Raw genomic sequence first — 23,952 nt, forward strand, 5'->3', positions numbered from 1 at the left:
CATCGCCCTGGCAGGCGGTGTGTCGATCGCGCTGCCCCAGCGCACCGGCTACGCCTACCAGGAAGGTGGCGTCCTCTCGCCGGACGGGCACTGCCGGACGTTCGATGCGCAAGCCGCCGGCATGGTCCGGGGCTCGGGCGCGGGCGTCGTCGTCCTCAAGCGCCTGGCCGATGCCATCGCCGACGGGGATCCGATCCTGGCGGTCATCCGGGGCTCGGCGGTCAACAACGACGGTGAGGCGCGCCTGGGCTACACCGCGCCGAGCGTCGAAGGACAAGCCGCGGTCATCTCCGAGGCGCTCGGAATGGCGGACGTCCCGCCGGAGACGGTGACGTACGTGGAAGCTCACGGGACGGCCACGCCCCTGGGGGACCCGATCGAAGTCACGGCCCTCACCAAGGCCTTCCGTGCGCGGAACAAGGGCAACGCGGCCATGCGCTGCGCGCTCGGCTCGGTGAAGACCAACATTGGCCACCTTGACGCCGCCGCAGGCATCGCGGGGGTCATCAAGACCGTCCTCGCCCTCCAGCACCGTGAACTTCCGCCGACCCTCCACTTCGAGCGGCCCAACCCGAAGCTGGACCTCACCAGTGGTCCCTTCTTCGTCAATGACACCCTCCGCCCGTGGGAGACCGGCGGCATGCCGCGCCGGGCGGGCGTGAGTTCCTTTGGCATCGGCGGAACCAACGCGCACCTCGTGCTGGAGGAAGCACCGCCGCGCGAGGAGACGAAGCCGGACCACCGGCCCTGGCAATTGCTGACCCTCTCGGCGCGCAGCGCTCCGGCGCTGGAGGCGGCCACCGCGAACCTCCAGGCCTGGCTCCAAGAGCACCCCATGGCCGAGCTAGGCCAGGTGGCGCACACGCTTCAGGTGGGACGCCAGCGCTTCGAGCACCGCCGCGTCCTCGTCTGCCGTGACGCGGACGATGCGCGCGGGGTCCTGGAGGCCCGGAGCCCCCAGCGCCTGCTGTCCGCGACGCAAGAGTCCACCTCGCGCCCTGTCGTCTTCCTGTTCCCTGGCCAGGGGGCGCAGTACGTGGGCATGGGGCGGGAGCTCTACGAGTCGCAACCGGCCTTCCGCAAACAGGTCGACGACTGCTGCACCCGGCTCCGGCCCACGCTGGGCTTCGATCTGAGGGAGGTGCTGTTCCCGCCCGCGGACGCGGACCTGGCCGCGGCGGAGGCGCGCCTCGTCCAGACCTCGGTGACCCAGCCTGCCCTCTTCGTCATCAGCTACGCCCTGGCGAAGCTGTGGATGTCGCTGGGCGTGTCGCCCCAGGCGATGATCGGCCACAGTGTCGGCGAGTACGTCGCCGCGTGCCTCTCCGGGGTGATGACGCTCGAGGATGCGCTCGCGCTGGTGGCGGTGCGCGGCCAGCTCATGCAGACGCTCCCCAGTGGGGCCATGGTGTCCGTCGCGCTGCCGGAGGCCGAGCTCCGGCCCCTGCTGGGGCCCGCGCTGTCCCTGGCCGCCGTGAACGGGCCCTCCCTCTGTGTGGCGTCAGGCCCCACGGAGCTGGTGGAGGCCCTGGAAGCCGTGCTCGCCCAGCGAAAGGCCGAGTACCGCCGGCTGCACACGTCCCATGCCTTCCACTCCGCGATGATGGACCCCATCCTCGACGCGTTCAGTACGAAGGTGCGCGGGATCCGTCTGTCGCGGCCGCGCAAGCCCTACGTGTCGAACCTGACCGGCCAGTGGATTTCCGAGAAGGAAGCCACCGATCCCGGCTACTGGGTGGAGCACCTGCGCCAGTGCGTGCGGTTCAGCGACGGCGTGAAGCGGCTGCTCGAAGACGAGGCGAATGTCTTCCTGGAAGTGGGCCCCGGCACGTCGCTCGGGGCACTGGTGCGGCAGACCGCACAGCCCCAGGGACGCCGGACGACACTGTCCTCCCTGCGCCACCCCCGCGAATCGGTGGCGGGCCGGGCACGCTTTTTGGAGACGGTGGGCCAGCTGTGGCTCGCGGGGGCTCCGCTGGAGCTGAGCGGCCTGCACCCCGCCGGACACCGCCGCCGGCTTCCCCTGCCCACCTACCCCTTTCAGCGCGAGCGCTACTGGATCGACCCCCGTCCGGGGGCGGGGCCCAGCCTGGCACGCACGGCGGCTCCTTCGGGGCTCGCGCGCAAGCAGGGCTCGCTCGCGGACTGGTTCTACGTCCCCGGCTGGAAGCGCGCCGTGCCCCCGGCTCCGGGAGCGGCCACCGCCCGGTGGCTCGTGCTCCTCGACGGCCAGCTCGGCCCAGCCCTGGCCAAGCGCCTGGAGGCCACCGGCGCCGACGTGGTGAAGGTCAGCCACGGGGATGCCTACGGGCGCCAGGGGCCCCGGCAATTCACCGTCGCCGAAGGCCAACCCGAAGGCTACGCGCGGTTGCTGTCGGAACTCGATGCGGAGGGATGGGCTCCCCAGAAGGCCGTCTATCTGGGGAGTGTCACCACGGCGTCGAAGGATGAGGCCGAGGCCGTGGACCGGGCAGTCCGTGGCTTCCACGGCCTGCTCCACCTGGCCAACGCGCTGAACGCGCGGGGCGCGAAGGAATCCATCGAGCTTGCCGTCATCACCGGTGGCGTTCAGGACGTCACGGGAGAAGAGCCCCTGTGCCCTGCGAACGCCCTGTTCCTGGGCCTCAGCAAGGTCCTTCCGCAGGAGCTGTCCCCCGCCCTGCGCGTGCGCACGATCGATGTCTCTCCGGCCGAGGCCGGTGGAGAGCGGCTCGCGCGGCAGCTCGCCGAGGAACTCCAAGCCCAGTCTGACGAGCCGGTCATCGCGTACCGGAGTGGACGGCGCTGGGCCGAGACGTATGAGCGCGCCCGGTCCCCGGAGCCCAAGACAGGCCGGTTGCGCGAGCAAGGCGTCTACCTCATCACCGGCGGACTCGGCCGCATTGGTCTTGCCCTGGCCGAGGAACTCGCCACCTCGTTCCAGGCGCGTCTGGTGCTCGTGGGCAGATCTCCGTTCCCCGCACGCGAAGAGTGGGACCGCTGGCTGGCGGCGCATGACACGAGCGACAGCACCTCACAGCGGATCCGCCGGCTTCTTGAGTTCGAGCGGCGCGGGGCCCAGGTCTGGGTGGCCCGCGCGGATGTCTCCCGCCAGGAGGAGCTGACCGCCGTGGTCGCGGGCGCCGAGAAGCGCTTTGGCGCGCTCCACGGAGTGATTCATTCCGCGGGAAGCCTGGGTGAGAGCGCCCACGTTCCAGTGCTGGAGCCAAACGATCCACGGCACGGGGAGCAGTTCGCGGCCAAGGTGCGCGGCGTGCTGGCCCTGGAGGCCGTGCTGCGCGGCCGTTCGCTGGACTTCGTGCTCCTGCAATCGTCGCTGGCGGCGGTGCTGGGAGGCGTGGGCTTCGCGGCCTATGCGGCAGCCAACCTGTTCATGGACGCCTTCGCGGCCCGCCAGGGGCGGGACTCGGAAACACCCTGGCTCAGTGTGAACTGGGACGGATGGAGCGAGGCGGAGGAAGCCCACGATGGCGTCCTGGCGCTCACCATGGCCGAAGGCGTTGCCGCCTTCCGGCGCGTGCTGGCCAGCGATGTCCCGCGCTGGGCGCTCTCGACTGGAGATCTCGCCGCGCGTCTGGCCACCTGGATTCAACCGGCGGCCTCGCCGCAGGCACAGGCCTCCGCGGCGTCCCATGCCCGCCCCGAGCTTCCCACCTCCTACGTGGCACCCAGCAACGAGCTGGAGCAGCAGTTGGTGACGCTGTGGCAGGAGCTCCTGGGCGTGGAGCCCGTGGGAATCCACGACAGCTTCTTCGATCTCGGCGGGCACTCGCTGCTGGGCACGCAGCTCCTGTCACGCGTGCGTGAGACCTACCGGACCGACTTGCCGATCCGGGCGCTGTTCGAGACCCCGACGGTCTCGGGCCTCGCCGAGGCCATCGCCCGCAGCCGGAGCACGCCCAGCGCGCTCCCGAAGACCGCTCCCACCCGCATCAGCACCACGCCGTCCCGGGCGCCCCTGTCCTTCGCCCAGCAGCGCCTCTGGTTCTGGGAGCGCCTGGAGCCGGGCACTGCGGTCTACAACATCCACACGGCCCTGCATTGCGAGGGAGACCTCGATGTGGGCGCCCTGGTGAGGAGCATCGAGGCCCTGGTGGCGCGCCATGCGTCCCTCAGGACCACCTTCGCCGAGGACGGCGACCAGGTCTTTCAGGTGATTGCCCCCCGGTTGGACCTGGAAGTGCCCATCGTCGACCTTCGCAGCGTCCCCGAAGCGGCGCGAGCGGACGAAGCCCGCCGCGTCGCGGAGGAAGAGGGCCGTCGGCCCTTCGAGCTGGAGAAAGGCCCCCTCCTGCGCGCCAAGCTCCTGAAGCTGGGCGCAGGCGAGCACCTCGTCACCCTCACGGTGCACCACAGCGTCTTCGACGCCTGGTCGCTGGGCCTCGTCATCCGGGAACTCGCCGCGCTCTACGCTTCGTTCACCGCTGGGCAGCAACCCCAGTTGCCCGAGCTTCCCTTGCAGTACGCGGACTTCGCCCGCTCGCAGCGGGAGCACCTCCAGGGCGAGGTGCTCGAAGCCGAACTCGCCCACTGGCGTGCGCAGCTCGCGGGGGCACCACCCGCCCTGGAGCTGCCCACGGATCGCCCCCGGCCCGCGGTGCCCGCCTACGAAGGGGCCACCTGCCCCGTGGTCCTCCCCCGCGAGCTCACCGAGTCCCTCAAGAAGCTCGGCCTGCAAGAGGGCTCAACGCTCTTCATGGTCTTGCTGGCCGGCTTCCAGGCGCTCCTGGCCCGGTACTCGGGACAGGACGACGTCGTCGTGGGTACACCGATCGCAGGCCGCAACCGCTCCGAGCTGGAGGGCATCGTCGGGTTCTTCATCAACACCCTGGCCCTGCGGACGCACCTGTCGGGGGACCCCACGTTCCGCGAGCTGCTCGGGCGGGTGCGTGAAGTCACCCTGAGCGCCTACGCCCACCAGGACATTCCCTTCGACCGGCTGGTGGAGGCGATCGCCCCTCCCCGGGACCGCAGCCGCTCACCGCTGTTCCAGGTGCTGCTCATCCTGCAGAACGCGCCGGTGCCCCAGCTGTCCCTGCCCGGTGGCCTCAAGCTGCGCCCCCTGCCCGCCGCGGAGGAGGCCGCCAAGTTCGATCTCAGCCTGTCCTTCACCGAGACCGCCAACGGTCTGGAGGGCGTGCTGCGGTACGCGACGGCGCTGTTCGACTCCCGCACCATCCAGCGCATGGCCAGCCACCTGCGAACCCTCCTGGAGTTCGCGGCCGCCAATCCGGGCCAGCGCCTCAGCGCCGCGCCGCTCATCTCCCTGGACGAGCAGGAGGAACTCAAGCACCTGGAACGGGGCGTCCGTCCCCCCGCGTCTCCGGCGTCCGTCCTGGAGCGCTTCCGCGCGTGGGTCCGCCGCACGCCGACAGCCCGTGCCGCAGTGATGGGTGAGCACACGGTGAGCTACGAGGCCCTCGCCGCCCGTGCCAGGACCCTCGCGCAGGAACTGGTCCGGCGAGGAGTCCAGCGAGGGACGCCCGTCGCCGTCTTCCTTCCCCGCTCGCCCGAGCTCCTCTCCACCCTGTTGGGCGTGTTCGAAGCGGGCGGCACTTACGTGCCGCTCGACCCAGGCTACCCGCCCGAGCGCGTGGCCTACATGCTGAGCGATGCACGGCCGCGCGTCGTCGTCACTGATCAGACCCGGTGTGAACAGCTCCCAGAGGCGTGGCGGACCGAGCCCGTGCTCATCGAGTCCCTCAAGGACACCGCCGGAGTGCCAGGCCTGGAGCCGGGCCTTCAGGGCGATGATGTATCGCACCTGGTCTACACATCCGGCTCCACCGGAGCACCCAAGGGCATCATCGGCCACCACGCGGGGATCCTGAACTACGCCGGGTACCTGGAACGCACCTACCAGATTGGCCCCCAGGACACCGCGCTGCAGCTTGCCTCGGCCTCGTTCGATGCCTCGCTGCGCGACATGCTGCTCCCCGTGTTGATGGGGGCTCCGGTGGTCTTCGCCGATGGCGACCGGGGACGCGATCCCGAGGAACTGCTCGCGGCCATCGAGCACCACCGTGTGACCTTGCTGCCCAGCGTCGTTCCCAGCCTGCTCCGGCTGCTGATCGCGGCGGCGGGTTCCCGGCCGCGTGCCCTGGGCACGGTCCGGTTGATCCTCTGCAGTGGAGAGCGGCTCCTCGCCACGGACATCGAGCGGGCGCGCGAGGTCTTCGGGGCCGGGGTGCAGATCGTCAATCAGTACGGTCCCACCGAGTGCACGCTGACGAGCACGTACCACATCGCGTCCGCGCAGGACGCCACGGGCGTGGTGCCCGCGGGACGGCCCATCGATCACGCGGATGTCCTCCTGCTCGATGGCCGAGGTGAGCGCGTCCCCCGCGGAATCGTCGGGCAGATCCACATCGGCGGGAAGGGCGTCACCCACGGCTATCCTGGCCGGCCGGATCTCACCGCCGACCGTTTCGTGCCCCACCCTGATGCGGCCCAGCCCGGAGCACGCCTGTACGCCACGGGCGACTACGGACGCTGGCGCGCTGACGGAACGCTCGAATTCGTGGGACGGCGTGACGACCAGGTGAAGGTGCGCGGCAACCGGGTGGAGCTGGGCGAGATCGAATCGACCCTGACGCGTCACCCCGGCATCCGCGCCGCCTCGGTCCTCGCCCTTCCCGATGCGGACGGAGGCTCGCGGCTCGTCGCGTGCTTCGTCTCCAACGGCGCCACGGCTCCGAGCGATACCGAGCTCACCGCCTTCCTCGCCACCCGCCTGCCCGAGCCGATGATTCCCTCGGCCTATCTGCCGCTCGACGTGCTGCCCCGCACTCCGAATGGCAAAGTCGACCGCGCGGCACTCCTGCCCGCAGCGGAGGCCGCACAGCGGCGCGGCACGGACAGCGCATCCCCTGCGCTGATGCCCCGGACCCCCACCCAGGAGATCCTCGCCGGGTTGTGGAAGCAGCTCCTGGGGGTCGAGCGTGTCGGGATCCGCGACAGCTTCTTCGCGCTGGGCGGACACTCGCTGCTGGCCACACAGGCTGTATCGCGCGTGCGCGCGGCCCTGGGCGTCAACCTGCCCCTGCGCGAGCTGTTCGCCCATCCCACGGTGGAGGCGCTCTCCGCGCGCATCGAGGCCATCTCCCGGAGCAACCAGGAGGGAGGAGGCCCACCGCCCCTCGTGCCCGCCCCCCGCTCGCAGCATCTGGCCCTGTCCTTCGCCCAGAAGCGGCTCTGGGTCGTGGACCGGATGCGGCCAGGCAACCCGGCCTACAACGTCTCGGGAGCCATCCGGCTCCAGGGAAGGCTCGACGTCGAGGTTCTCCAGCGCTGCATCGATGAGATCGTCCGCCGCCACGAGAGCTTGCGCACGGCTTTCGAGCTGCAGGGCAATGAGCCGGTGCAGCGCATCCTCCCCTCGCTCTCCGTCCCCCTGGGGGTCGTCGACCTCTCGGAGACGCCCGAGGACCAGCGCCACGGCATCGTCGTGGAACTCGTCATCAAGAAGGCGAGCGGGTCTTTCGACCTGGCACGGGGCCCGTTGCTGCTCCTCTCGCTGTTCCGGCTGTCCGCGGACGAGCACGTCCTGGTGCTCGTCATGCACCACATCATCTCGGACGGCTGGTCGCGCGGCATCCTCATCCGCGATCTGATGGCGCTCTACGAGTCCTTCATCGAGGGCAAGCCCTCGCCGCTCGCCGAGCCCTCCCTCCACTACGCGGACTTCGCGTCCTGGCAGCGCAACTGGCTGCAGGGCGAGGTGCTCGAAGCGCAGCTCGCGTACTGGCGGCGGCAGCTCGAAGGGGCCCCACCGGTCTTGCCGCTGGCCACGGACCGCCCTCGGCCCGTGACGCAGAGCCTGCGGGGCGCGCACCACCGGGCCGCCCTGCCCCCTCCCCTCGTTCAGGCCTTGAAGGGCCTCAGCGGCACGGAGGGGACCACGCTCTTCATGACCCTCATGGCCGCCTTCCAGGCGCTGCTCGCGCGCTACACCGGGCAGAGCGACATCCCCGTGGGAACGGATGTCGCGGGCCGCAACCACGCCGAGCTGGAGGGCCTCATCGGCTTCTTCGTCAACCAGCTCGTCATCCGGGGACGGCTCGACGGGAACCCCACGTTCCGGGCGCTCCTGGCGCGCGTCCGGGAGACTTCGCTGGAGGCATACGCCCATCAGGACCTGCCCTTCGAGGAGCTCGTCCGGGCACTCAACCCGGGGCGTGGGCTCGGCCACTCGCCGCTGTTCCAGGTCAAGCTGGTGCTCCAGAACATGCCGGCCCCAGTGCTGCACCTTCCGGGCTTGTCCCTGAGCGGCGTGGAGTTCGAGAACCCGACGTCCAAGTACGACATCTCGCTCATCCTCGAGGAGTACGAAGGGAGCCTGATTGGGCTGTGGGAGTTCAGCACGGACCTCTTCGACGCGGAGACGATCGTCCGGATGGCGGCGGCCTACCAGCGGCTGCTGGAGGCGGTGGTCACCACGCCGGATCTGCGGCTGTCCGCCCTGCCCGTCCTGTCCGGGGAGGAGCGCCACCAGCAGTTGGTGGCCTGGAATGCGGCGCGCGCCGAGCTGCCCGAGGGCCGCTGCGCGCACCACCTGTTCGAAGAGCAGGTGCGCCGCACGCCCCAGGCGCCAGCGGTGGCCTTCCAGGGAACGGTCTGGACCTACGACGAGCTCGACCACCGGGCCAACCAGCTCGCGCACTACCTGCGTTCCCTCGGCGTCGGCCCCGAGAGCCGCGTGGGGGTCTGCCTCGATCGCTCCCTTGAGCTGGCCGTGGCCTTCCTGGGCGTGCTGAAGGCAGGAGGCGCCTTCGTCCCGCTGGATCCGGCCTACCCCACCGAGCGCATTTCCCTGCTGCTGGGTGAATCGGCGGTCTCCGTGCTGCTGACCCAGGAGCGCGTCCTCGACGAGCTTCCGATCCAGTCGGAGTTCCCCGTCTGCCTGGACACCAAGTGGGCGGAGATCTGCCGCCATCCCGAGACTGCGCCCACCGTGGATGTGACGCCTGGAAATCTCGCCTACGTCATCTTCACCTCGGGCTCCACGGGTCAACCCAAGGGGGCCCTGCTGGCCCACCGGGGGTTGTGCAACACCGCGCTGGCCCAGGTGAGCGCGTTCGAGGTGGGCCCCGGAAGCCGGGTGCTCCAGGCCGCGGCGCTCGGCTTCGACGCCTCGGTCTCCGAGGTCTTCGCCACCCTGCTGGGCGGCGGGTGCCTGCACCTGGCGCTGCGCGACGAGATGATGCCGGGCGCCCCACTGCGGGGGCTGCTCACCCGGGAAGCCATCACCACGGTGACGCTGACGCCGCCTGTCCTGGCACAGCTCGATCCCCAAGGGCTCGAAGGGCTGAAGGTCGTCATCTCCGCGGGAGACGCGTGCACGCCCGAGATCGCCGCCCAGTGGAAGCCTGGACGGAAGTTCCTCAACGCCTACGGCCCCACCGAGGTGACGGTCTGCGCGAGCATCAGTCTCGACGTAGCGATCGAGCGGCCTGGCATCGGCCGTCCGCTCCCGAACGTGCAGCTCTATGTCCTCGATGCCCACCTCGAGCCCGTGCCCGTGGGATGCATCGGCGAGCTGTTCGTGGGAGGCGTGGGGCTGGCGCGAGGCTATCTCGGCCGGCCAGACCTCACGGCCGAACGGTTCATCCCCTGCCCCTTCGCCCCCGAACCGGGTGGACGGATGTACCGGACGGGAGACCTCGTGCGCTACCTGCGCTCCGGCGAGCTCGAGTTCCTGGGACGCGCCGACCACCAGGTGAAGGTCCGTGGATTCCGCATCGAGCTGGGAGAAGTCGAGGCGGTGCTCGGGCAGTACCCCGAAGCGCAAGAGGTGGCCGTCACCGTGCGGCCTGATCCCTCCGGCGGGAAGCGGCTCGTGGCCTACTTCGTTCCCCTGGAGAACACCCCGGACGCCGCCGAAGGGTTCCGGGCGTTCGCGCGGACGAAGCTCGCCGACTACATGGTGCCGTCCGTGTGGGTGCCCCTCGACGCGATGCCGCTCACGCCCCACGGGAAGGTGGACACCAAAGCACTGCCTGATCCCGAGGCCAGCCTCGTCACGCAGGGCCGGGGGCGCATTGCCCCCCGCACACCGCTCGAGGAGATTCTCGCCTCCGTGTGGACCGACATCCTCGGATGCGGCCCCGCCGGAGTCGAGGACGACTTCTTCGAGCTGGGCGGGCACTCGCTCATGGCCTCGCAGCTGGCCGTGCGTGTCAGTGGCATCTTCGGCATCGAGCTGTCCCTGACCGACTTCTTCGCACAGCCCAGCGTGGCGGCGCTCGCCGCGCGCATCGAGGCCAGCGGGGGCATGCCCGGTCCGCAGCTTCCTCCCGTCACGCCCACGCCCCCGTGCGAGGTGCTGCCGCTCTCGGTTCGCCAGCAGGTGTACTGGTCGTCCGCCCAGCACGGGCCCGAGGATCTCGCCCATTCGTCTCCCTCGGCGTTCCGCCTGGACGGTCCGCTCGACGTGGCGGCCCTGGAGGAGAGCCTCCGCGAGCTTGTCCGGCGCCACGAGATCCTCCGGACGACGTTCCCCACCGTTGAGGGTGTTCCCGTTCAACGGATCGCCCCGCAGGGAGACGTCCGGCTGGAGCAGGTCGACCTCGGTGAGTTGCCCGAGCAGGAGCGCGAGGCGGAGGCCATGCGCCGCATCGGCATGGAGCTGAACCGCCCGTTCAACCTGGCACGCGGGCCGCTGCTGCGAGCCACCGTGTTCCGGCTCGGCTCCGAGGCGCACCTGCTGCTCCTCAACCAGCACCACGCGATCACCGACTACGTCTCCACCTCCCTCTTCATGGGAGAGCTGGCGGCGGGCTACGCCGCCCTGCACGAGGGACAACCGCTCCGGCTCCCGGAGCCTGCCCTGCAATACCGCGACGTCACCCGCTGGGAGCAGGACTGGCTGCGCGGAGAGGCCCTGGAGAAGCTGCGCGCGTACTGGGATCAGAAGCTCGCGGCACCACTCCCCCCGGTTGCCCTGCCCTACGAGCGCTCTCGTCACGAGAACGAGGGCCTCGCCAGCAGCCTTCAGCCCTTCGCGTTCTCCCCCAGCCTCTCGCAGGAGCTCCAGACCCTCTGCCGCAAGGAGGGCGTGACGCCGTTCGTGTTGATGCTCGGCGCGTTTCAGTTGCTCCTGTCGCGCTATGCCGGACAAGAGGACATCACGGTCGGCTTCTCCCATGCCAACCGTCAGCGTCCCGAGTTCGAGAAGCTCCTGGGCATGTTCGCGGGCTACCTGGTCGTCCGGACGGACCTGTCAGACAACCCAGACTTCCGTGAGGTCCTCCGGCGGGTGCGGACGGCGTATCTCGAGGCATTCCAGCACCAGGGGCTGCCCCAGGACGACTTGATGAAGCGGATGCCCCACCTGTGGCAGGTCGGCTTCTCGTTCACGCACCTCGACGGCAATGAACACCCCCTGGTGCCCGGGCTCTCGGTGAGCCCCATTCCCCTCCAGCGCGGGCGGACATTGACGGAGCTCAAGCTCAACGTCATCGCCGGTCCCGAAGGGCTGAGCGGCACCTTCGAATACAAAACCGGCCTCTTCGAGCCCACGGTCATCGCGGCCATGCGGGAACAGTTCCTGGCCCTGGTCGAGTTCATCGTGGCCGCCCCGGACCGGAGGCTGGCGGATCTTCCCGCCTGGCCAAGCCCCCTGAAGCGCGCCGCAGACAGTTAGAGAGGGGCCGCCGTGCGCTGCGCGAGGAACTCCTCGATGGGGCCAGCGGCCCCCCGCGAGGCCTCTGCCTGGAGAAAGTGGAGCCGCAGCGCCTCGCATGCACGTTTGTATGCGGGGTTGCGGACCACCTCCTCGAGGGCGGCGATCAACCGGTCCGCGGTGACCTCCCGGGGAGGAAGGGTGCGGCCCACGCCGTGGTGTTCGACGAGCCGCCCGATATCAGGCTGATCGAACTGCAGCGGAATCGAGACCATGGGCACACCGAAGTAGATGCACTCCTTCACGCTGTTCGTCCCGGCATGGTTCACCATCACGGCCGCCTTCCGGAGCAGGCCCAGCTGGGGGGCGACCTTCACGGCGATCACGTTGGGCGGCGCCTTGAATGCCGCCGGATCGCCCGTGCTGCCCACCGCGATGACGAACTGCCACTCGGGGCGCTGGGCGGCCGCCGCGAACCCGGCTTCGAGGAGCCTCCGGTTGAGCTTCGAGCCGTCCGCGAGCGTTCCCAGCGCGAAGAGGACCAGCAGGCGGCCATCGCGCAGGCGCTCCCAGGGAAACTCGGCCTCGCGGCGCTCCAGATCGATGCATGGCTCGAGGTAGAGGTACTCGCCCGGCGCGCTCTGGCCCCCTACCTCGGCGAACTCCCGTGGACAGAGGAGAAGCTCAGGCGAAAGGAAGCGATCGAGCACGGGCTGCCCTCTGGGGGTGGTCTTGAGGGGATAGCCGTGCTTGCGCGCCAGCTGCACCAAGGTGGGGTTCAGCCGGGGCACGAGCCCAAGGGCCATCAGGAGTTTCTCGCCTGGGATGACATCGCCCCGGCCGGGGCCGCGCGGTGTCCCCGGCTTCGCCGGAATCAGCTCCGGCGGAATGGTCCCGTTCAGCTGCAGGACGGGAATGCCGAGCCCGTGTGCAATCACCGAGAGGTGGCGGAGTTTCTCGTCACAGATGAGCAACGCGGGGCGCAACCGCGCGAAGCGCTCATCGAGCTCGCCCTCCACCATCCGCCGGAGCACCTTGTTGATTTCACGGATCTGCCCGCGCAGGAACCACAGCAGGCGCAAGCCCCGCAGCTTCGCCGAAGTCACGCGCAGCTCCGCGATCTTCCCCTTGGGAAGAATGTCCCCGAACACGGCACCGAACTCGAACCCCTCGGCGCGGAGCTCCTCCTCGATCTCCGGAAGGCCCAGATAGATCACCCGATGGCCTCTCTTCTGAAGCGACCGGGCGATCCGCAAGCTCGAATTGACATGACTCGGGACCGGCAAGGGGGCGATCAGGATGGTGGCCATGGGACTCCACGCGCGTCAGGCAGCGCAGACCAGACGCAGTGTAAAATTCTCTTGTTTTCGTCGTCCAACCCTGGCACGATAATCATGTTTTACTGGCTTAAACTGACTGGCGTGACATCAGGACGCCGCACGCTCACCGAGAGACACCTTGGACAACGCCGGCGGACAGCACGTCCTGAAGGACTCATGGAATGCCCCCGTTGCCCCCCAGGCCCTGCTTGGCATCGTGGGAGGCATGGGGCCTCTGGCCTCGGCCGAGTTCCTGAAGACGCTCTACGAGGAGAACCGGTTCGAGGTGGAGCAAGAGGCCCCCGCCTGTTTGCTCCTGTCGGATCCCAACGTGCCCGATCGCACCGATGCGATCGTCCGCGGCGAGGAGGAGCCGGTCACGCGCTGGCTCGAGTTCTCCTTGCGCCGCATGCAGAACCTCGGTGCGCGCCGGGTGGTGATTGCCTGCATCACCATGCACCACTTTCTCAACCGGGTCTCCGCGCCGCTGCGCGACCTGACCGTCTCGCTGGTGGATCTGGCGCTCGACGAGGTGATCGCCTCCGGGGAGCGCTGGCTGCTCCTCACCAGCCGGGGCACGCGCAACGCGGGCATCTTCGAGCGCAGTGAGCGTTGGCGCCAGGCCGCGCCCTACCTGGTCTGGCCCAGCGAGCAGGACCAGGACGAGCTCCACGGCGCCATCTACCGGCTCAAGAAGCATGGCGAAGTAACCCAGGCGGCCGAGCTGTGCGCGCGGCTGGTCCACGAGGGGGGCTACGGCGTGAATGGCTTCATCGCCGGCTGCACCGAGTTTCACCTCGTCACCAAGCACTTGCAGTTGAAGCCGGCTCCAGAGCGGCTCCGGTCCATCGACCCCCTGTTCCTGGTGGCCAACCGCATGTCCACGCTCGTCTCCCGCTGAGGCGGCGGGCGGTGGCTCAGGCGAGGAAGGCCCTCCAGGCGGACATGAGGAAGGTCAGCGCCTGGCGTTCGATCTCACTGAGACCGGGATGCCAGGTGTCGAAGAGCAGCACGGCCCGGTAGCGGTCCGAGTCGTTGCGAACCTCGTGCTCGAACGAGTCATCGAAGATCGAGCACTTCCCCTCTTCCCAGCCCCGCGTCTCGCCGCCGACCCGCATCGCGCAGTCCGGGGGCACCACCAGGCCCAGGTGGCACCGGATCCGGGTATTGGTGAAACCACAGTGCGGCTTCACCTGGGTGCCCGGCGCCATCACCGAGAAGTACGCCATGCCCGCCGTCTCGATCCCGGGCACCTCCGAGAGCGCACGGACGGTGTCCGGGCACGCGGCATGGTTCTGGTCGAAGCGCTGGCCCATGTGGAAGAAGTAGAAACTGTTCCACTGGCCCCGGAGCGCGAGCAAGCGGGCCTCGGGGTGGGTCTCGATTCTCTCGTACTGGCTCAGCAGCTCGGCCTTGATCTCCGCGAAGCGTTGCTCGATTCCGCGCACCCAGCCGAACTGGCTGGCGTCATGCCACGGCCTGGCCTCGAGCCCCCGGCAAAAAATGACAGGCTTCTGGTAGGGCGCGCCCTGCACCTCCGTGGCGGTGAGCGCATCCTCGATCCGGCTGAGCTGCGAAGGACTGATTCCGCCGCGGTGGGCCCAGTCCTTCATGGCCATGAGGCTCGCGCTTCGAGGGTCTTTCATCCTCCGGATGATAGATCCGCCCTACCGGCACCGAAGGGCGTTTTTTTATGATTCCGCCCATACCACAAAAAACCAGCAATACCCTTCATCCTTGCCGAAGCGGGGCTCACGCAGCGACAGGATATGACCACTAGAACACCATTTTAGGACCACAAGGGGCAGCCCTGAATTGGAGTGGTCTTCCCGTTCAAGCCTTTGATTTTCATGTGCTTTCCTGGGAGGCCCTCCATGGAGGCACCAATTTTTGTGTCGGGGTCCGCAACTTTCTCATTGAAGTCCCGATTCTTATCAGTACAAGGAAGCAGTCCACTCTAATACCAGCTACGTGCCGCGTGACGCACGGCAGATGGCAGTCCCGAAGTGGGCGCTTGGCTTCGCCAAAGGAGTGTCACCACATGCTCAACACCGCCTCGAAACTCAGAAGTCTCGCTTCAGGAGCCGTCTTACTCGCCACACTGGTGGGGTGTTCCGGGGAGCAGGATTTCTCCCAAGAGGGCAGCCCCGTGGAGACGTCGTTCAACCGGGCTGGCATCTCCTCCAGGGCCGCCGCGTGGGCGCCCAACGTCAGCTACACGGCGGGCACGCTGGTGAGCTACGGCGGCAGCACGTACAAGTGCGTGCAGTCCCACACCTCGCTGCCCGGCTGGGAGCCGTCGAACGTCCCGGCGCTCTGGGAGCTTCAGGCGGGCGGCGGCGACACGCAGGCGCCCTCGGCTCCGTCCAACCTGACGTCGCCGTCGAAGACCGCCACCTCCGTCTCCCTGGCCTGGGGCGCCTCGACCGATAACGTCGGCGTGGCGGGTTACGACGTCTACCGGAACGGCTCGCTTGCCGGCAGCACGGGCAGCACGTCCTTCACCGTCAGCAACCTGACCGCCTCCACCGCCTACTCCTTCTCCATCAAGGCCAAGGATGCCGCGGGCAACGTCTCGGCGGCCTCCAACACCCTGTCGGTCACCACGAACGCCGCGGGCCCCGCTTGCGCGGCGCTGCCCAGCGTTCCCGGCGGCCTGGCCTCTCCGTCGAAGAGCTCCTCGTCGGTCAGCCTCACGTGGAATGCCGCGAGCCCGGGCACCAACTGCTCCATCGCCGGCTACGACATCTACAACGGCAGCACCCGCGTGGCCCAGACGAGCGGCACCGGCACGAGCCACACCGTGTCCGGCCTGAACGCCAACACGGCCTACACGTTCTCCGTGGCGGCCCGCAACGAGTACGGCGCTTCGGCCAGGAGCTCGGGCGTGAGCGTCACCACCAGCCCGAGCAGCGGCGGCGGCGGAAAGATCATCCTCGGCTACTTCGCTCAGTGGGGCGTCTACGGCCGCAACTACCACGTCAAGAACATCGTCACCAGCGGCTCGGCCAGCAAGCTGACCCACATCAACTACGCCTTCGGCAACGTCACCAACGGCCAGTGCGTGCTGGGTGACACCTACGCCGACTACGACCGCGCCTACACGGCCGCGGAGAGCGTCGACGGCGTCGCTGACACCTGGGACACGGGCGCGCTGCGCGGCAGCTTCAACCAGCTGCGCAAGCTCAAGAAGGCCTACCCCAACATCAAGGTCATCTTCTCCTTCGGTGGCTGGACCTGGTCGGGCGGCTTCGCGCAGGCGGCGGCCAACCCGGCGGCCTTCGCCGAGTCCTGCTACAAGCTCGTCGAGGATCCACGCTGGGCCGACGTGTTCGACGGCATCGACATTGACTGGGAGTACCCGAACGCCTGCGGCCTCAGCTGCGACACGAGCGGCCCGGATGCGTACGTTCGCCTGATGGCGGCCCTGCGCGCCCGCTTCGGCTCTTCGAACCTGGTGACCGCGGCGGTACCCGCGGGTGCGGCGAACATCAACGCGGCCAACTACGGTGCCGCGGCCCAGTACCTCGACTGGTACAACGTGATGAGCTACGACTTCTTCGGCGCCTTCAACGCCCAGGGTCCGACGGCTCCCCACTCGGCGCTGTACGCGTGGCCGGGCATGCCGACGGCGAACGGCCAGGACAAGTTCTACACCGACGCGGCCATCCAGCTCTTCAAGAGCAAGGGCGTGCCGGCCAGCAAGCTGCTCATCGGCGTCGGCTTCTACGGCCGTGGCTGGACGGGCGTGTCCGGCACCAACGGCGGCCTGAACCAGCCGGCCACCGGCGCGGCGCAGGGCTCGTATGAGCCGGGCATCGAGGACTACAAGGTCCTCAAGCAGACCTGCCCCGCGACGGGCACCGTGGCGGGCACGGCGTACGCCCTCTGCAACGGCAACTGGTGGAGCTATGACACCCCGGCGACCATCGCCACCAAGATGACCTACAAGAAGGACCAGAGCCTGGGCGGCGCGTTCTTCTGGGAGCTGTCCGGCGACACCGCCAACGGTGAGCTGATCAACGCGCTCTACAACAACCGCTAAACCCACCTGAGGAAGGGGGGCGGGCGCTCCGCCCCTCTTTCCCCTGCTTCACCGGAAGGGACGCACCGGACTGCCTTCGGGCACCGGCGCGTCCCTTTCTCGTTTTACAGGCATCTCACACGCGAGAGCCGTCCAGGGGGATCTGTAACGCACCTACCACCAGACGGCTTGCCGCCTTGCTTTCGCTTGTGGCGTGCAACGGGACCGAAGATTCTGGCGCAAAGCCGCAATCCGCCCCCGCTCACCCCTCCTGATGCCACTCCTTGCCCTTCTGATCATTCCCTGGGTTTCCGGTGTCATCGCGGCACTGCTGCCCACGAGTGCCCGGAACCGCGCAGCGGCGCTTTCGGGCCTCACGGCGCTGGTGGGCCTCGTGGGCGTGGCGCTCCACTTCCCGAGCGTTCAGAACGGAGGCCTGCGGGTCGAGCGCTTCTCGTGGGTCCCCTCGCTCGGGCTCCACCTCGTGCTGCGGCTCGACGGCTTCTCGTGGACATTCTGCGTGCTCGTCCTGGGCATCGGCGCGCTGGTGATGCTGTATGCGCGGTACTACCTCTCGCCGTCGGATCCAGTGCCGAGGTTCTTCGCCTTCCTCCTGGCATTCATGGGGGCAATGCTGGGCGTGATCCTTTCGGGAAACCTGCTGCAGCTTGCCTTCTTCTGGGAGCTGACCTCCCTCTTCTCGTTCCTGCTCATTGGCTACTGGAACCAGCGGAAGGACGCCCAGCGCGGGGCCCGGATGGCGCTGACGGTCACCGGCATGGGCGGCCTGAGCCTCCTCGCTGGGCTGCTGACGCTCGGCCACGTGGCAGGAAGCTACGAGCTGGATGCCGTCCTCGGAAGCGCGCAGGCCATCAAGGCCCACCCGCTCTACCCGGTGGCGCTCTGCCTCATCCTCGTCGGCGCGTTTACCAAGAGCGCCCAGTTCCCCTTTCACTTCTGGCTCCCGAACGCGATGGCGGCCCCGACGCCAGTGTCGGCGTACCTGCACTCGGCGGCCATGGTGAAGCTGGGCGTGTTCCTGCTGGCGCGGCTGTGGCCGGCGCTGTCGGGAACGGAGACCTGGTTCTGGCTCACGGGCTCCGCGGGGCTCGTCACGCTGCTGCTCGGCGCGTGGGCGGCGCTGTTCCAGCGCGACCTGAAGGGGCTGCTCGCATACTCCACCATCTCGCACCTCGGGCTGGTGGTGCTGCTGCTTGGGCTTAACAGCCCGCTCGCGGCGGTCGCGGCGGTGTTTCACATCATGAACCATGCGGCATTCAAGGCATCGCTGTTCATGGCGGTGGGGATCATCGATCATGAGACGGGGACGCGGGACATCCGCCGGCTGTCGGGGCTCTTCCGCCTGATGCCCATCACCGGCACGCTCGCGCTGGTGGCCACCGCGGCGATGGCGGGAGTCCCGCTGCTCAATGGCTTCCTGTCGAAGGAAATGTTCTTCGCCGAGACGGTCTTCATCGACGCCATCCCCGCCGTCCAGTGGGGCCTGCCCATCGTGGCGACCCTGGCGGGCATGGGCAGCGTCGCCTACTCGCTCCGGTTCGTGGTGAGGGTGTTCTTCGGGCCCGCCAGTGAGCTGAACACCCCGCGTGTGCCGGAGGAGCCGCCCAGTTGGATGCGGGCTCCCGTGGAGGTGCTGGTCCTCCTGTGCCTGGTGGTGGGCATCGTGCCTGCGATGTCGATCGGGCCCATCCTCGAGGCCGCGGCCTGGCAGGTCGTGGGCGGGCAGCTCCCGCCCTACAGCCTCAAGCTCTGGCATGGCTTCACGCCTCCGCTCCTCATGAGCATGCTGGCGCTCGGCGGTGGCACGGTGTTGTACCGGGCCGTCCGGCGGCGGGAGGCGGGGCGGGTGGGACTTGCCGACGGCCTCGTGGAGCGGCTCGACGGCGGGAGGCTCTTCACGTCGCTGCTGGCGTGGCTCACCGCGGCGAGCCGGTGGATCCGCCGCTGGCTTCTCACCGCGGGTCTCCAGCGGCAGCTGATGGCGATGGTGCTGGTCACGCTGCTGGTGGGCTTCGTGGCGCTGTGGGGCGGCATCGGCCCGGGAGATCGTCCGCTGGTGCCGCTCTCGCCGGTGTTCATCGCGCTCTGGGTGGCCGGAGGCACCGCGGCGGTGGGAGCCGCCTGGCAGGCGAAGTTTCACCGGCTCGCCGCGCTCATGCTCTCGGGGACCGCCGGCGCGGTGTGCTGCATCACGTTCATCTGGTTCTCCGCGCCGGACCTGGCGCTCACCCAGCTCACCGTCGAAGTGGTGACGACGCTGCTCATCCTGCTGGGCCTCAGGTGGCTTCCGGCACGGGAGCCCGCTCGCGGCGTGTACGATGCGCACACCCGGCGGATTGCCCAGGCCCGGCGGGCCCGCGACTTCATCATCGCGGTGAGCGCAGGCTGCGGGATGGCGCTCCTGGCCTATGCGGTGATGACGCGCGAGCTCCCCGAGCGCACCTCCTTCTTCCTCGAGCACTCCTTGAGCGGCGGGGGCGGGCGCAACGTGGTGAACGTGATGCTGGTGGACTTCCGCGGGTTCGACACTTTCGGCGAGGGCGTGGTGCTGGCACTCGTCGCGCTCACGGTCTACGCGCTCCTGCGGCGCTTCCGGCCGGCGCCCGAGGTGATGGAGCTGCCGCCCCAGCAGCAGGTGCTGCCCATGGACCTGCAGACGGATCTGGTGAACCCGCGCCAGGCGCGTGACACGGCGGTGGGCTACCTGATGGTCCCCGCGGTGCTGGTCCGCCTGCTCCTGCCCGTCTCGGGAGTCGTGGCGGCGTTCTTCTTCCTGCGTGGGCACAACGCGCCGGGCGGCGGGTTCGTGGCGGGGCTGGTGATGTCCGTGGGCTTTCTGCTCCAGTACCTCATCTCCGGGACGGAGTGGGTCGAGCAGCGGCTGCGCCTCGCGCCGCGCGCGCTGATCGGCGCCGGGCTCCTGTTGGTGCTCGGCACCGCCGCAGGGGCGTTCGTGGCCGGGTATCCGCTCCTCACCTCGCACACCTTCCATCTGAGCGTGCCGGTGCTGGGTGAAATCCATATCGGAAGCGCGACGCCCTTCGACCTGGGCGTGTTCTGCCTGGTGCTGGGCTCCACGTTGCTCATCCTCGTGGCGCTCGCGCACCAGTCGATCCGCGCGCCCCGGGCCTCGGGAGGTGACTGATGGAGGTGGTGCTTGCGATCGCTATCGGCATCCTGACGGGCTCGGGCGTCTGGCTCCTGCTGCGGCCCCGCACGTTCCAGCTCGTCGTCGGCCTGTCGCTCCTCTCCTATGCGGTCAACCTCTTCATCTTCAGCATCGGCGGACTGGCCATCAACAAGGAGCCCATCCTCGCGGACGGCGTCCCGCCGGACCTCGCGCACTACACGGATCCGGTTCCGCAGGCACTCGTGCTGACGGCCATCGTCATCAGCTTCGCGATGACGGCGCTCCTCCTGGTCATCATCCTGGCCTCACGCGGGATGACCGGGACCGACCACGTGGACGGCACTGAGCCATGAGCGCGCTCATCCAGGCCCTGATGCCTCACTTGATGGTGGCCCCCATCCTCCTGCCCATGCTGATCGCGGCGGTGATGATCCTGCTGGGCGAAGGCAAGCGCCCCGCCAAGCTGCTGCTGGGGATGAGCTCCACGCTGCTGGGGCTCGCCATCTCGGTGGCGCTCTTCTCATGGGTGGACACCCACGGCGCCGTCGCCTACCTGCCCGGCAACTGGCCCGCGCCGTTCGGGATTACCCTGGCGGTGGACCGGCTCTCGGCGGGAATGCTGGTGCTGACCTGGGTCCTGGGCACCTGCGCGCTCTCCTTCGCCTCGGCGCGCTGGCACCGTGCGGGCGTTCACTTCCACCCGCTCTTTCAACTCCAGCTCATGGGGCTGTCGGGCGCGTTCCTGACGGCGGACGTCTTCAACCTCTTCGTCTTCTTCGAGATCCTGCTCGCCGCCTCGTACGGCTTGTTGCTGCATGGCTCCGGAAAGCCGCGGGTCCGCGCGGGCGTGCACTACGTGGCGGTGAACCTCGCCGCCTCGTCGCTCTTCCTCATCGGCGTGTCGATGATCTACGGCGTCACGGGGACGCTCAACATGGCGGAGCTCTCGGCGCGCCTGTCCGAGGGGGACGTGGCCAACCGGCACCTCATCGACGCGGGAGCCGCCATCCTCGCGGTGGCGTTCCTGGCCAAGGCGGCGGCCTGGCCGCTCAACTTCTGGCTCGTCCCCGCCTATGCGTCGGCGACTCCGCCCGTGGCGGCGATGTTCGCGGTGCTCACGAAGGTCGGCGTCTACGCGCTGATGCGGCTGTGGACGCTGATGTTCGCCGGGGGGCCGCTGGCGGGGTTCGGCGCGGACGGCCTGTTCGTGTTCGGGGTGGTCTCCGCAGTGCTCGCGGCCCTGGGGATGCTCGCCTCTCAGCGGCTCGCGGTCCAGGCGGCGGGAGGAGTGATGGTCTCCGCCGGGACGCTGCTGGCCGCGCTGGGGCTCGGCGAGGAGGCCGTCCTCGGCGCCGCGGTGTTCTACCTGGTGAGCTCCACGCTGGCCTCCAGCGCGTTCTTCCTGCTCATCGACCTCGTCGAGCGTTGGCGCGCGGGGGTGACCGTGGTGGACGAGGCGCCCTTCTTGAGCGCGACGCTCAAGGACCAGGAGGTCAACCTCGATGACGAGGGGGAGCCGCTCGTCGCCCTGCCGTTCCCCGCTTCCACCGCGCTGATGGGCATCGCCTTCATGGTGTGCACGCTGCTCACCTCGGGCCTGCCGCCCCTGCCCACGTTTATTGGCAAGCTGGGCATGTTGTCGGCGGCGCTCGGGCCAGGCGGAGGGAGCACGCCTGTCTCCCAACGGGCCTGGCTGTTCACCGGCGTGCTGCTGGGCTGCGGCCTGCTCACCCTCATCGCGCTCACGCGCACAGGCATCCGGACCTTCTGGTGGGAGATGGAGCGCGCGCCCCCCCGGGTCCGGGCGCCGGAGGGGCTGCCCTTGGTGGCGCTCCTCGCCGCGTGCGGAGTGCTGACACTGGCGGCGGGGCCCACCTTGGAGCTCGCGAACGCAACGGCGCGGTCCCTCTATGACCGCCGCGGGTATATCAACGCGGTCCTCGGTGCAGAGGTGCGGCCGCCCCCCACGGCGCGGGGGGCTGGGCCATGAGGCGGCTCCTTCCCTCCCCCGTGCTCTCGGTGGCACTGCTCCTGCTGTGGATATTGCTCATGCAGTCGGTGAGCGCGGGGACGCTGGTGCTGGGCGTTGTCCTGGCGCTTTTCTGGCCCGCGGTGACCGTCCAGCTCAGGCCAGCGCCCGTGCGGTTGCGCAAGCCCCTGGTGATGGCACGCCTGTTCTGCCGGGTGGTCGTCGAGATGTTGCGATCGAACGCCGAGGTGGCATGGGCCATCCTCACCCAGCAGTCACGCGACATCCGTTCCGGCTTCGTTCTCGTTCCGCTCGAGCTGAAGGATCCCAACGGGCTGGCCGTTCTGGCGGTGATCGTCACCTTTACGCCGGGCACCGCCTGGGCGCAGCTCTCGGCGGACAATCGCGTCCTTCTGCTGCACGTGCTCGCCATCCAGAGCGAGGCGGAGCTGGTGGCTTTCATCAAGCAGCGCTACGAGCGCCCGCTCAAGGAGATCTTCGAATGAGCCCTCTGCTCTCCTGGGCACTGGCATTCGCCCTGGGCTGTCTTGCCCTGGGCATCATGCTGGCGCTGGCACGGATGATCCTCGGACCCAGAGCGGAGGACCGCGTGTTGGCGTTCGACTGCCTGTACCTGAACGTGATGCTGGTCATCCTCGCGCTGGGGCTCATCTATCGCAGCAGCTCCTACTTCGAGGCGGCGCTCTTGATTGCCCTGTTCGGGTTCGTAGGCTCCACGGCGATGTCCAAGTTCCTCTTGCGCGGAGAGATCATCGAATGAACGGGTGGACGCCTCCGTGGGTGGATGCGCTGACCGCGGTGCTCGTGGTGGTGGGCGCGCTGGCGGCACTGATCGGCTCGTTCGGGGTGCTGCGCCTGAAGAGCTTCTTTCAGCGCGTCCACGCGCCCACCCTGGGAGCGACGCTGGGAACCTGGAGCTTCACGCTCGCGACGGCAGTGCAGGTCTCCTTCGAGCGCGGCCAGTTCTACCTTCATGCGCTGCTCATCGCGGTGTTCATTGCCCTCACCGCGCCGGTCACCACCGTGTTCCTGATGCGGGCCGCGGTGTTCCGGGGACGCATGCGTGGCGAGGACATTCCAGCATCCGAGGGTTGACGACGTAAGGCGGTTCGGGGAACGGACCCATGCTAAATCCTGTCTTCGGGAGGCGGAGTCATGTCGTACTCACAGCTGCTGGCTCAGATTTCCATCTTCGAAACCCTTCAACCGGAAGACCTGGAGCAGTTGTCCGCGCGCTTGCGCTCGCGGCGCTATGCCAAGGGCGAGATCGTCTTCCACCAGGGAGACGTGGGCACGGCCCTCTACATTGTCCGCAGGGGCGAGGTGGCCATCCGGCTCAGCTCGGATGACGGCAAGGAGGCCATCCTGGCGCTGCTCGACCGGGGAGACTTCTTCGGTGAGCTGGCGCTCCTGGACGATGAGCCGCGCTCGACGGACGCCATCGCGCGTGAGGAGAGCGATCTGCTCGTCCTCCAGCGGGAGGACTTCCGCCACTTCCTGGAGGAGCGTCTGCACCTGGCCATGAAGTTCCTGTCCGCCCTGACGCGCATGGTGCGGCGCGTCACGCAGCTCATTCACGATGCGACCTTCCTGGACGCACGGACGCGGCTGGTCCGCGTGCTGCTGGACCTGGCCCAGCACCAAGGGAAGCCAGGCGCTGCCGGGGTGGTCATCCACCAGCGGCTGACGCAGTCGGAGCTGGCCAATCTGTGTGGCCTGACCCGCGAGAGCACGAACAAGTGGCTGCGCTTCTATGTGCGCGAGGGGCTGCTCTCCTACGAAGGGGGGAAAATCACCCTGGTGAAGCCCGAGCGGTTGAACCAGGAGGCGGAGTAAGCCGGACGC

General features: G+C 68.8%; 12 protein-coding genes (1 of these 12 running past the window's edge). 10 read left to right on the forward strand and 2 right to left on the reverse strand.

The window, feature by feature from the left end; all coding sequences use genetic code 11:
• On the forward strand, positions 1-11,644 hold the 3' portion of the coding sequence (locus tag KY661_RS08650) for a non-ribosomal peptide synthetase/type I polyketide synthase (protein WP_225409748.1). 614 nt of this gene lie to the left of the window's left edge; only the last 11,644 of its 12,258 coding nucleotides appear in the window; its start codon lies beyond the left edge, outside the window; the stop codon is at positions 11,642-11,644.
• Here the strand turns inward: KY661_RS08650 and KY661_RS08655 are convergent.
• On the reverse strand, positions 11,641-12,840 hold the full coding sequence (locus tag KY661_RS08655) for a glycosyltransferase (RefSeq protein WP_398577162.1): 1,200 nt from the start codon (positions 12,838-12,840) through the stop codon (positions 11,641-11,643). The genes KY661_RS08650 and KY661_RS08655 overlap by 4 nt on opposite strands.
• Positions 12,841-13,081: 241 nt before the next feature.
• On the opposite strand from KY661_RS08655, the gene KY661_RS08660 reads away from it, so the two are divergent.
• Positions 13,082-13,843 (forward strand): aspartate/glutamate racemase family protein, encoded by a 762-nt coding sequence (locus KY661_RS08660; RefSeq protein WP_225409750.1) that lies wholly within the window; start codon positions 13,082-13,084, stop codon positions 13,841-13,843.
• 16 nt (positions 13,844-13,859) lie between these two features.
• Here the strand turns inward: KY661_RS08660 and KY661_RS08665 are convergent, their stop codons facing one another.
• Positions 13,860-14,588, reverse strand: a complete 729-nt coding sequence (locus KY661_RS08665; protein WP_225409751.1) for an aspartyl/asparaginyl beta-hydroxylase domain-containing protein — start codon at positions 14,586-14,588, stop codon at positions 13,860-13,862.
• A 503-nt stretch (positions 14,589-15,091) separates the two neighbouring features.
• On the opposite strand from KY661_RS08665, the gene KY661_RS08670 reads away from it, so the two are divergent.
• The 8 genes from KY661_RS08670 (at position 15,092) to KY661_RS08705 (ending at position 23,943) form a co-directional block, all read left to right on the forward strand.
• The gene (locus KY661_RS08670; RefSeq protein ID WP_225409752.1) at positions 15,092-16,987 is read left to right on the forward strand and encodes a glycosyl hydrolase family 18 protein; all 1,896 of its coding nucleotides are present in this window, start codon (positions 15,092-15,094) and stop codon (positions 16,985-16,987) included.
• A 253-nt stretch (positions 16,988-17,240) separates the two neighbouring features.
• Entirely contained in the window at positions 17,241-20,132 is a 2,892-nt protein-coding gene (locus KY661_RS08675; RefSeq protein WP_225409753.1) for a monovalent cation/H+ antiporter subunit A, read from the forward strand.
• Complete coding sequence (locus tag KY661_RS08680; RefSeq protein WP_075006210.1) at positions 20,132-20,470, forward strand: Na+/H+ antiporter subunit C; 339 nt, start codon at positions 20,132-20,134, stop codon at positions 20,468-20,470. The genes KY661_RS08675 and KY661_RS08680 overlap by 1 nt, the downstream gene beginning before the upstream one ends.
• On the forward strand, positions 20,467-22,107 hold the full coding sequence (locus KY661_RS08685; protein WP_225409754.1) for a monovalent cation/H+ antiporter subunit D: 1,641 nt from the start codon (positions 20,467-20,469) through the stop codon (positions 22,105-22,107). The genes KY661_RS08680 and KY661_RS08685 overlap by 4 nt, the downstream gene beginning before the upstream one ends.
• On the forward strand, positions 22,104-22,592 hold the full coding sequence (locus KY661_RS08690) for a Na+/H+ antiporter subunit E (RefSeq protein ID WP_225409755.1): 489 nt from the start codon (positions 22,104-22,106) through the stop codon (positions 22,590-22,592). Before KY661_RS08685 ends, KY661_RS08690 begins: the two co-directional genes overlap by 4 nt.
• Complete coding sequence (locus KY661_RS08695) at positions 22,589-22,867, forward strand: K+/H+ antiporter subunit F (RefSeq protein ID WP_075006207.1); 279 nt, start codon at positions 22,589-22,591, stop codon at positions 22,865-22,867. The genes KY661_RS08690 and KY661_RS08695 overlap by 4 nt, the downstream gene beginning before the upstream one ends.
• Complete coding sequence (mnhG, locus tag KY661_RS08700) at positions 22,864-23,202, forward strand: monovalent cation/H(+) antiporter subunit G (protein ID WP_225409756.1); 339 nt, start codon at positions 22,864-22,866, stop codon at positions 23,200-23,202. The genes KY661_RS08695 and mnhG overlap by 4 nt, the downstream gene beginning before the upstream one ends.
• A 60-nt stretch (positions 23,203-23,262) precedes the next feature.
• Complete coding sequence (locus tag KY661_RS08705; protein WP_225409757.1) at positions 23,263-23,943, forward strand: Crp/Fnr family transcriptional regulator; 681 nt, start codon at positions 23,263-23,265, stop codon at positions 23,941-23,943.
• The last annotated feature ends 9 nt before the right edge of the window (positions 23,944-23,952 follow it).

Origin of the sequence: Allostigmatella hybrida, assembly GCF_020103775.1 — a bacterium.
Taxonomy (GTDB): Bacteria; Myxococcota; Myxococcia; order Myxococcales; family Myxococcaceae; genus Hyalangium; species Hyalangium aurantiaca.

What these genes read in the sequence shown, in the direction of transcription:
- KY661_RS08665 (WP_225409751.1), bottom strand. Translation starts at nt 14,588, where the DNA reads ATGAAAGACCCTCGAAGCGCGAGCCTCATGGCCATGAAGGACTGGGCC.
- KY661_RS08675 (WP_225409753.1), top strand. Translation starts at nt 17,241, where the DNA reads ATGCCACTCCTTGCCCTTCTGATCATTCCCTGGGTTTCCGGTGTCATC.
- KY661_RS08680 (WP_075006210.1), top strand. Translation starts at nt 20,132, where the DNA reads ATGGAGGTGGTGCTTGCGATCGCTATCGGCATCCTGACGGGCTCGGGC.
- KY661_RS08685 (WP_225409754.1), top strand. Translation starts at nt 20,467, where the DNA reads ATGAGCGCGCTCATCCAGGCCCTGATGCCTCACTTGATGGTGGCCCCC.
- KY661_RS08690 (WP_225409755.1), top strand. Translation starts at nt 22,104, where the DNA reads ATGAGGCGGCTCCTTCCCTCCCCCGTGCTCTCGGTGGCACTGCTCCTG.
- KY661_RS08695 (WP_075006207.1), top strand. Translation starts at nt 22,589, where the DNA reads ATGAGCCCTCTGCTCTCCTGGGCACTGGCATTCGCCCTGGGCTGTCTT.
- mnhG (WP_225409756.1), top strand. Translation starts at nt 22,864, where the DNA reads ATGAACGGGTGGACGCCTCCGTGGGTGGATGCGCTGACCGCGGTGCTC.
- KY661_RS08705 (WP_225409757.1), top strand. Translation starts at nt 23,263, where the DNA reads ATGTCGTACTCACAGCTGCTGGCTCAGATTTCCATCTTCGAAACCCTT.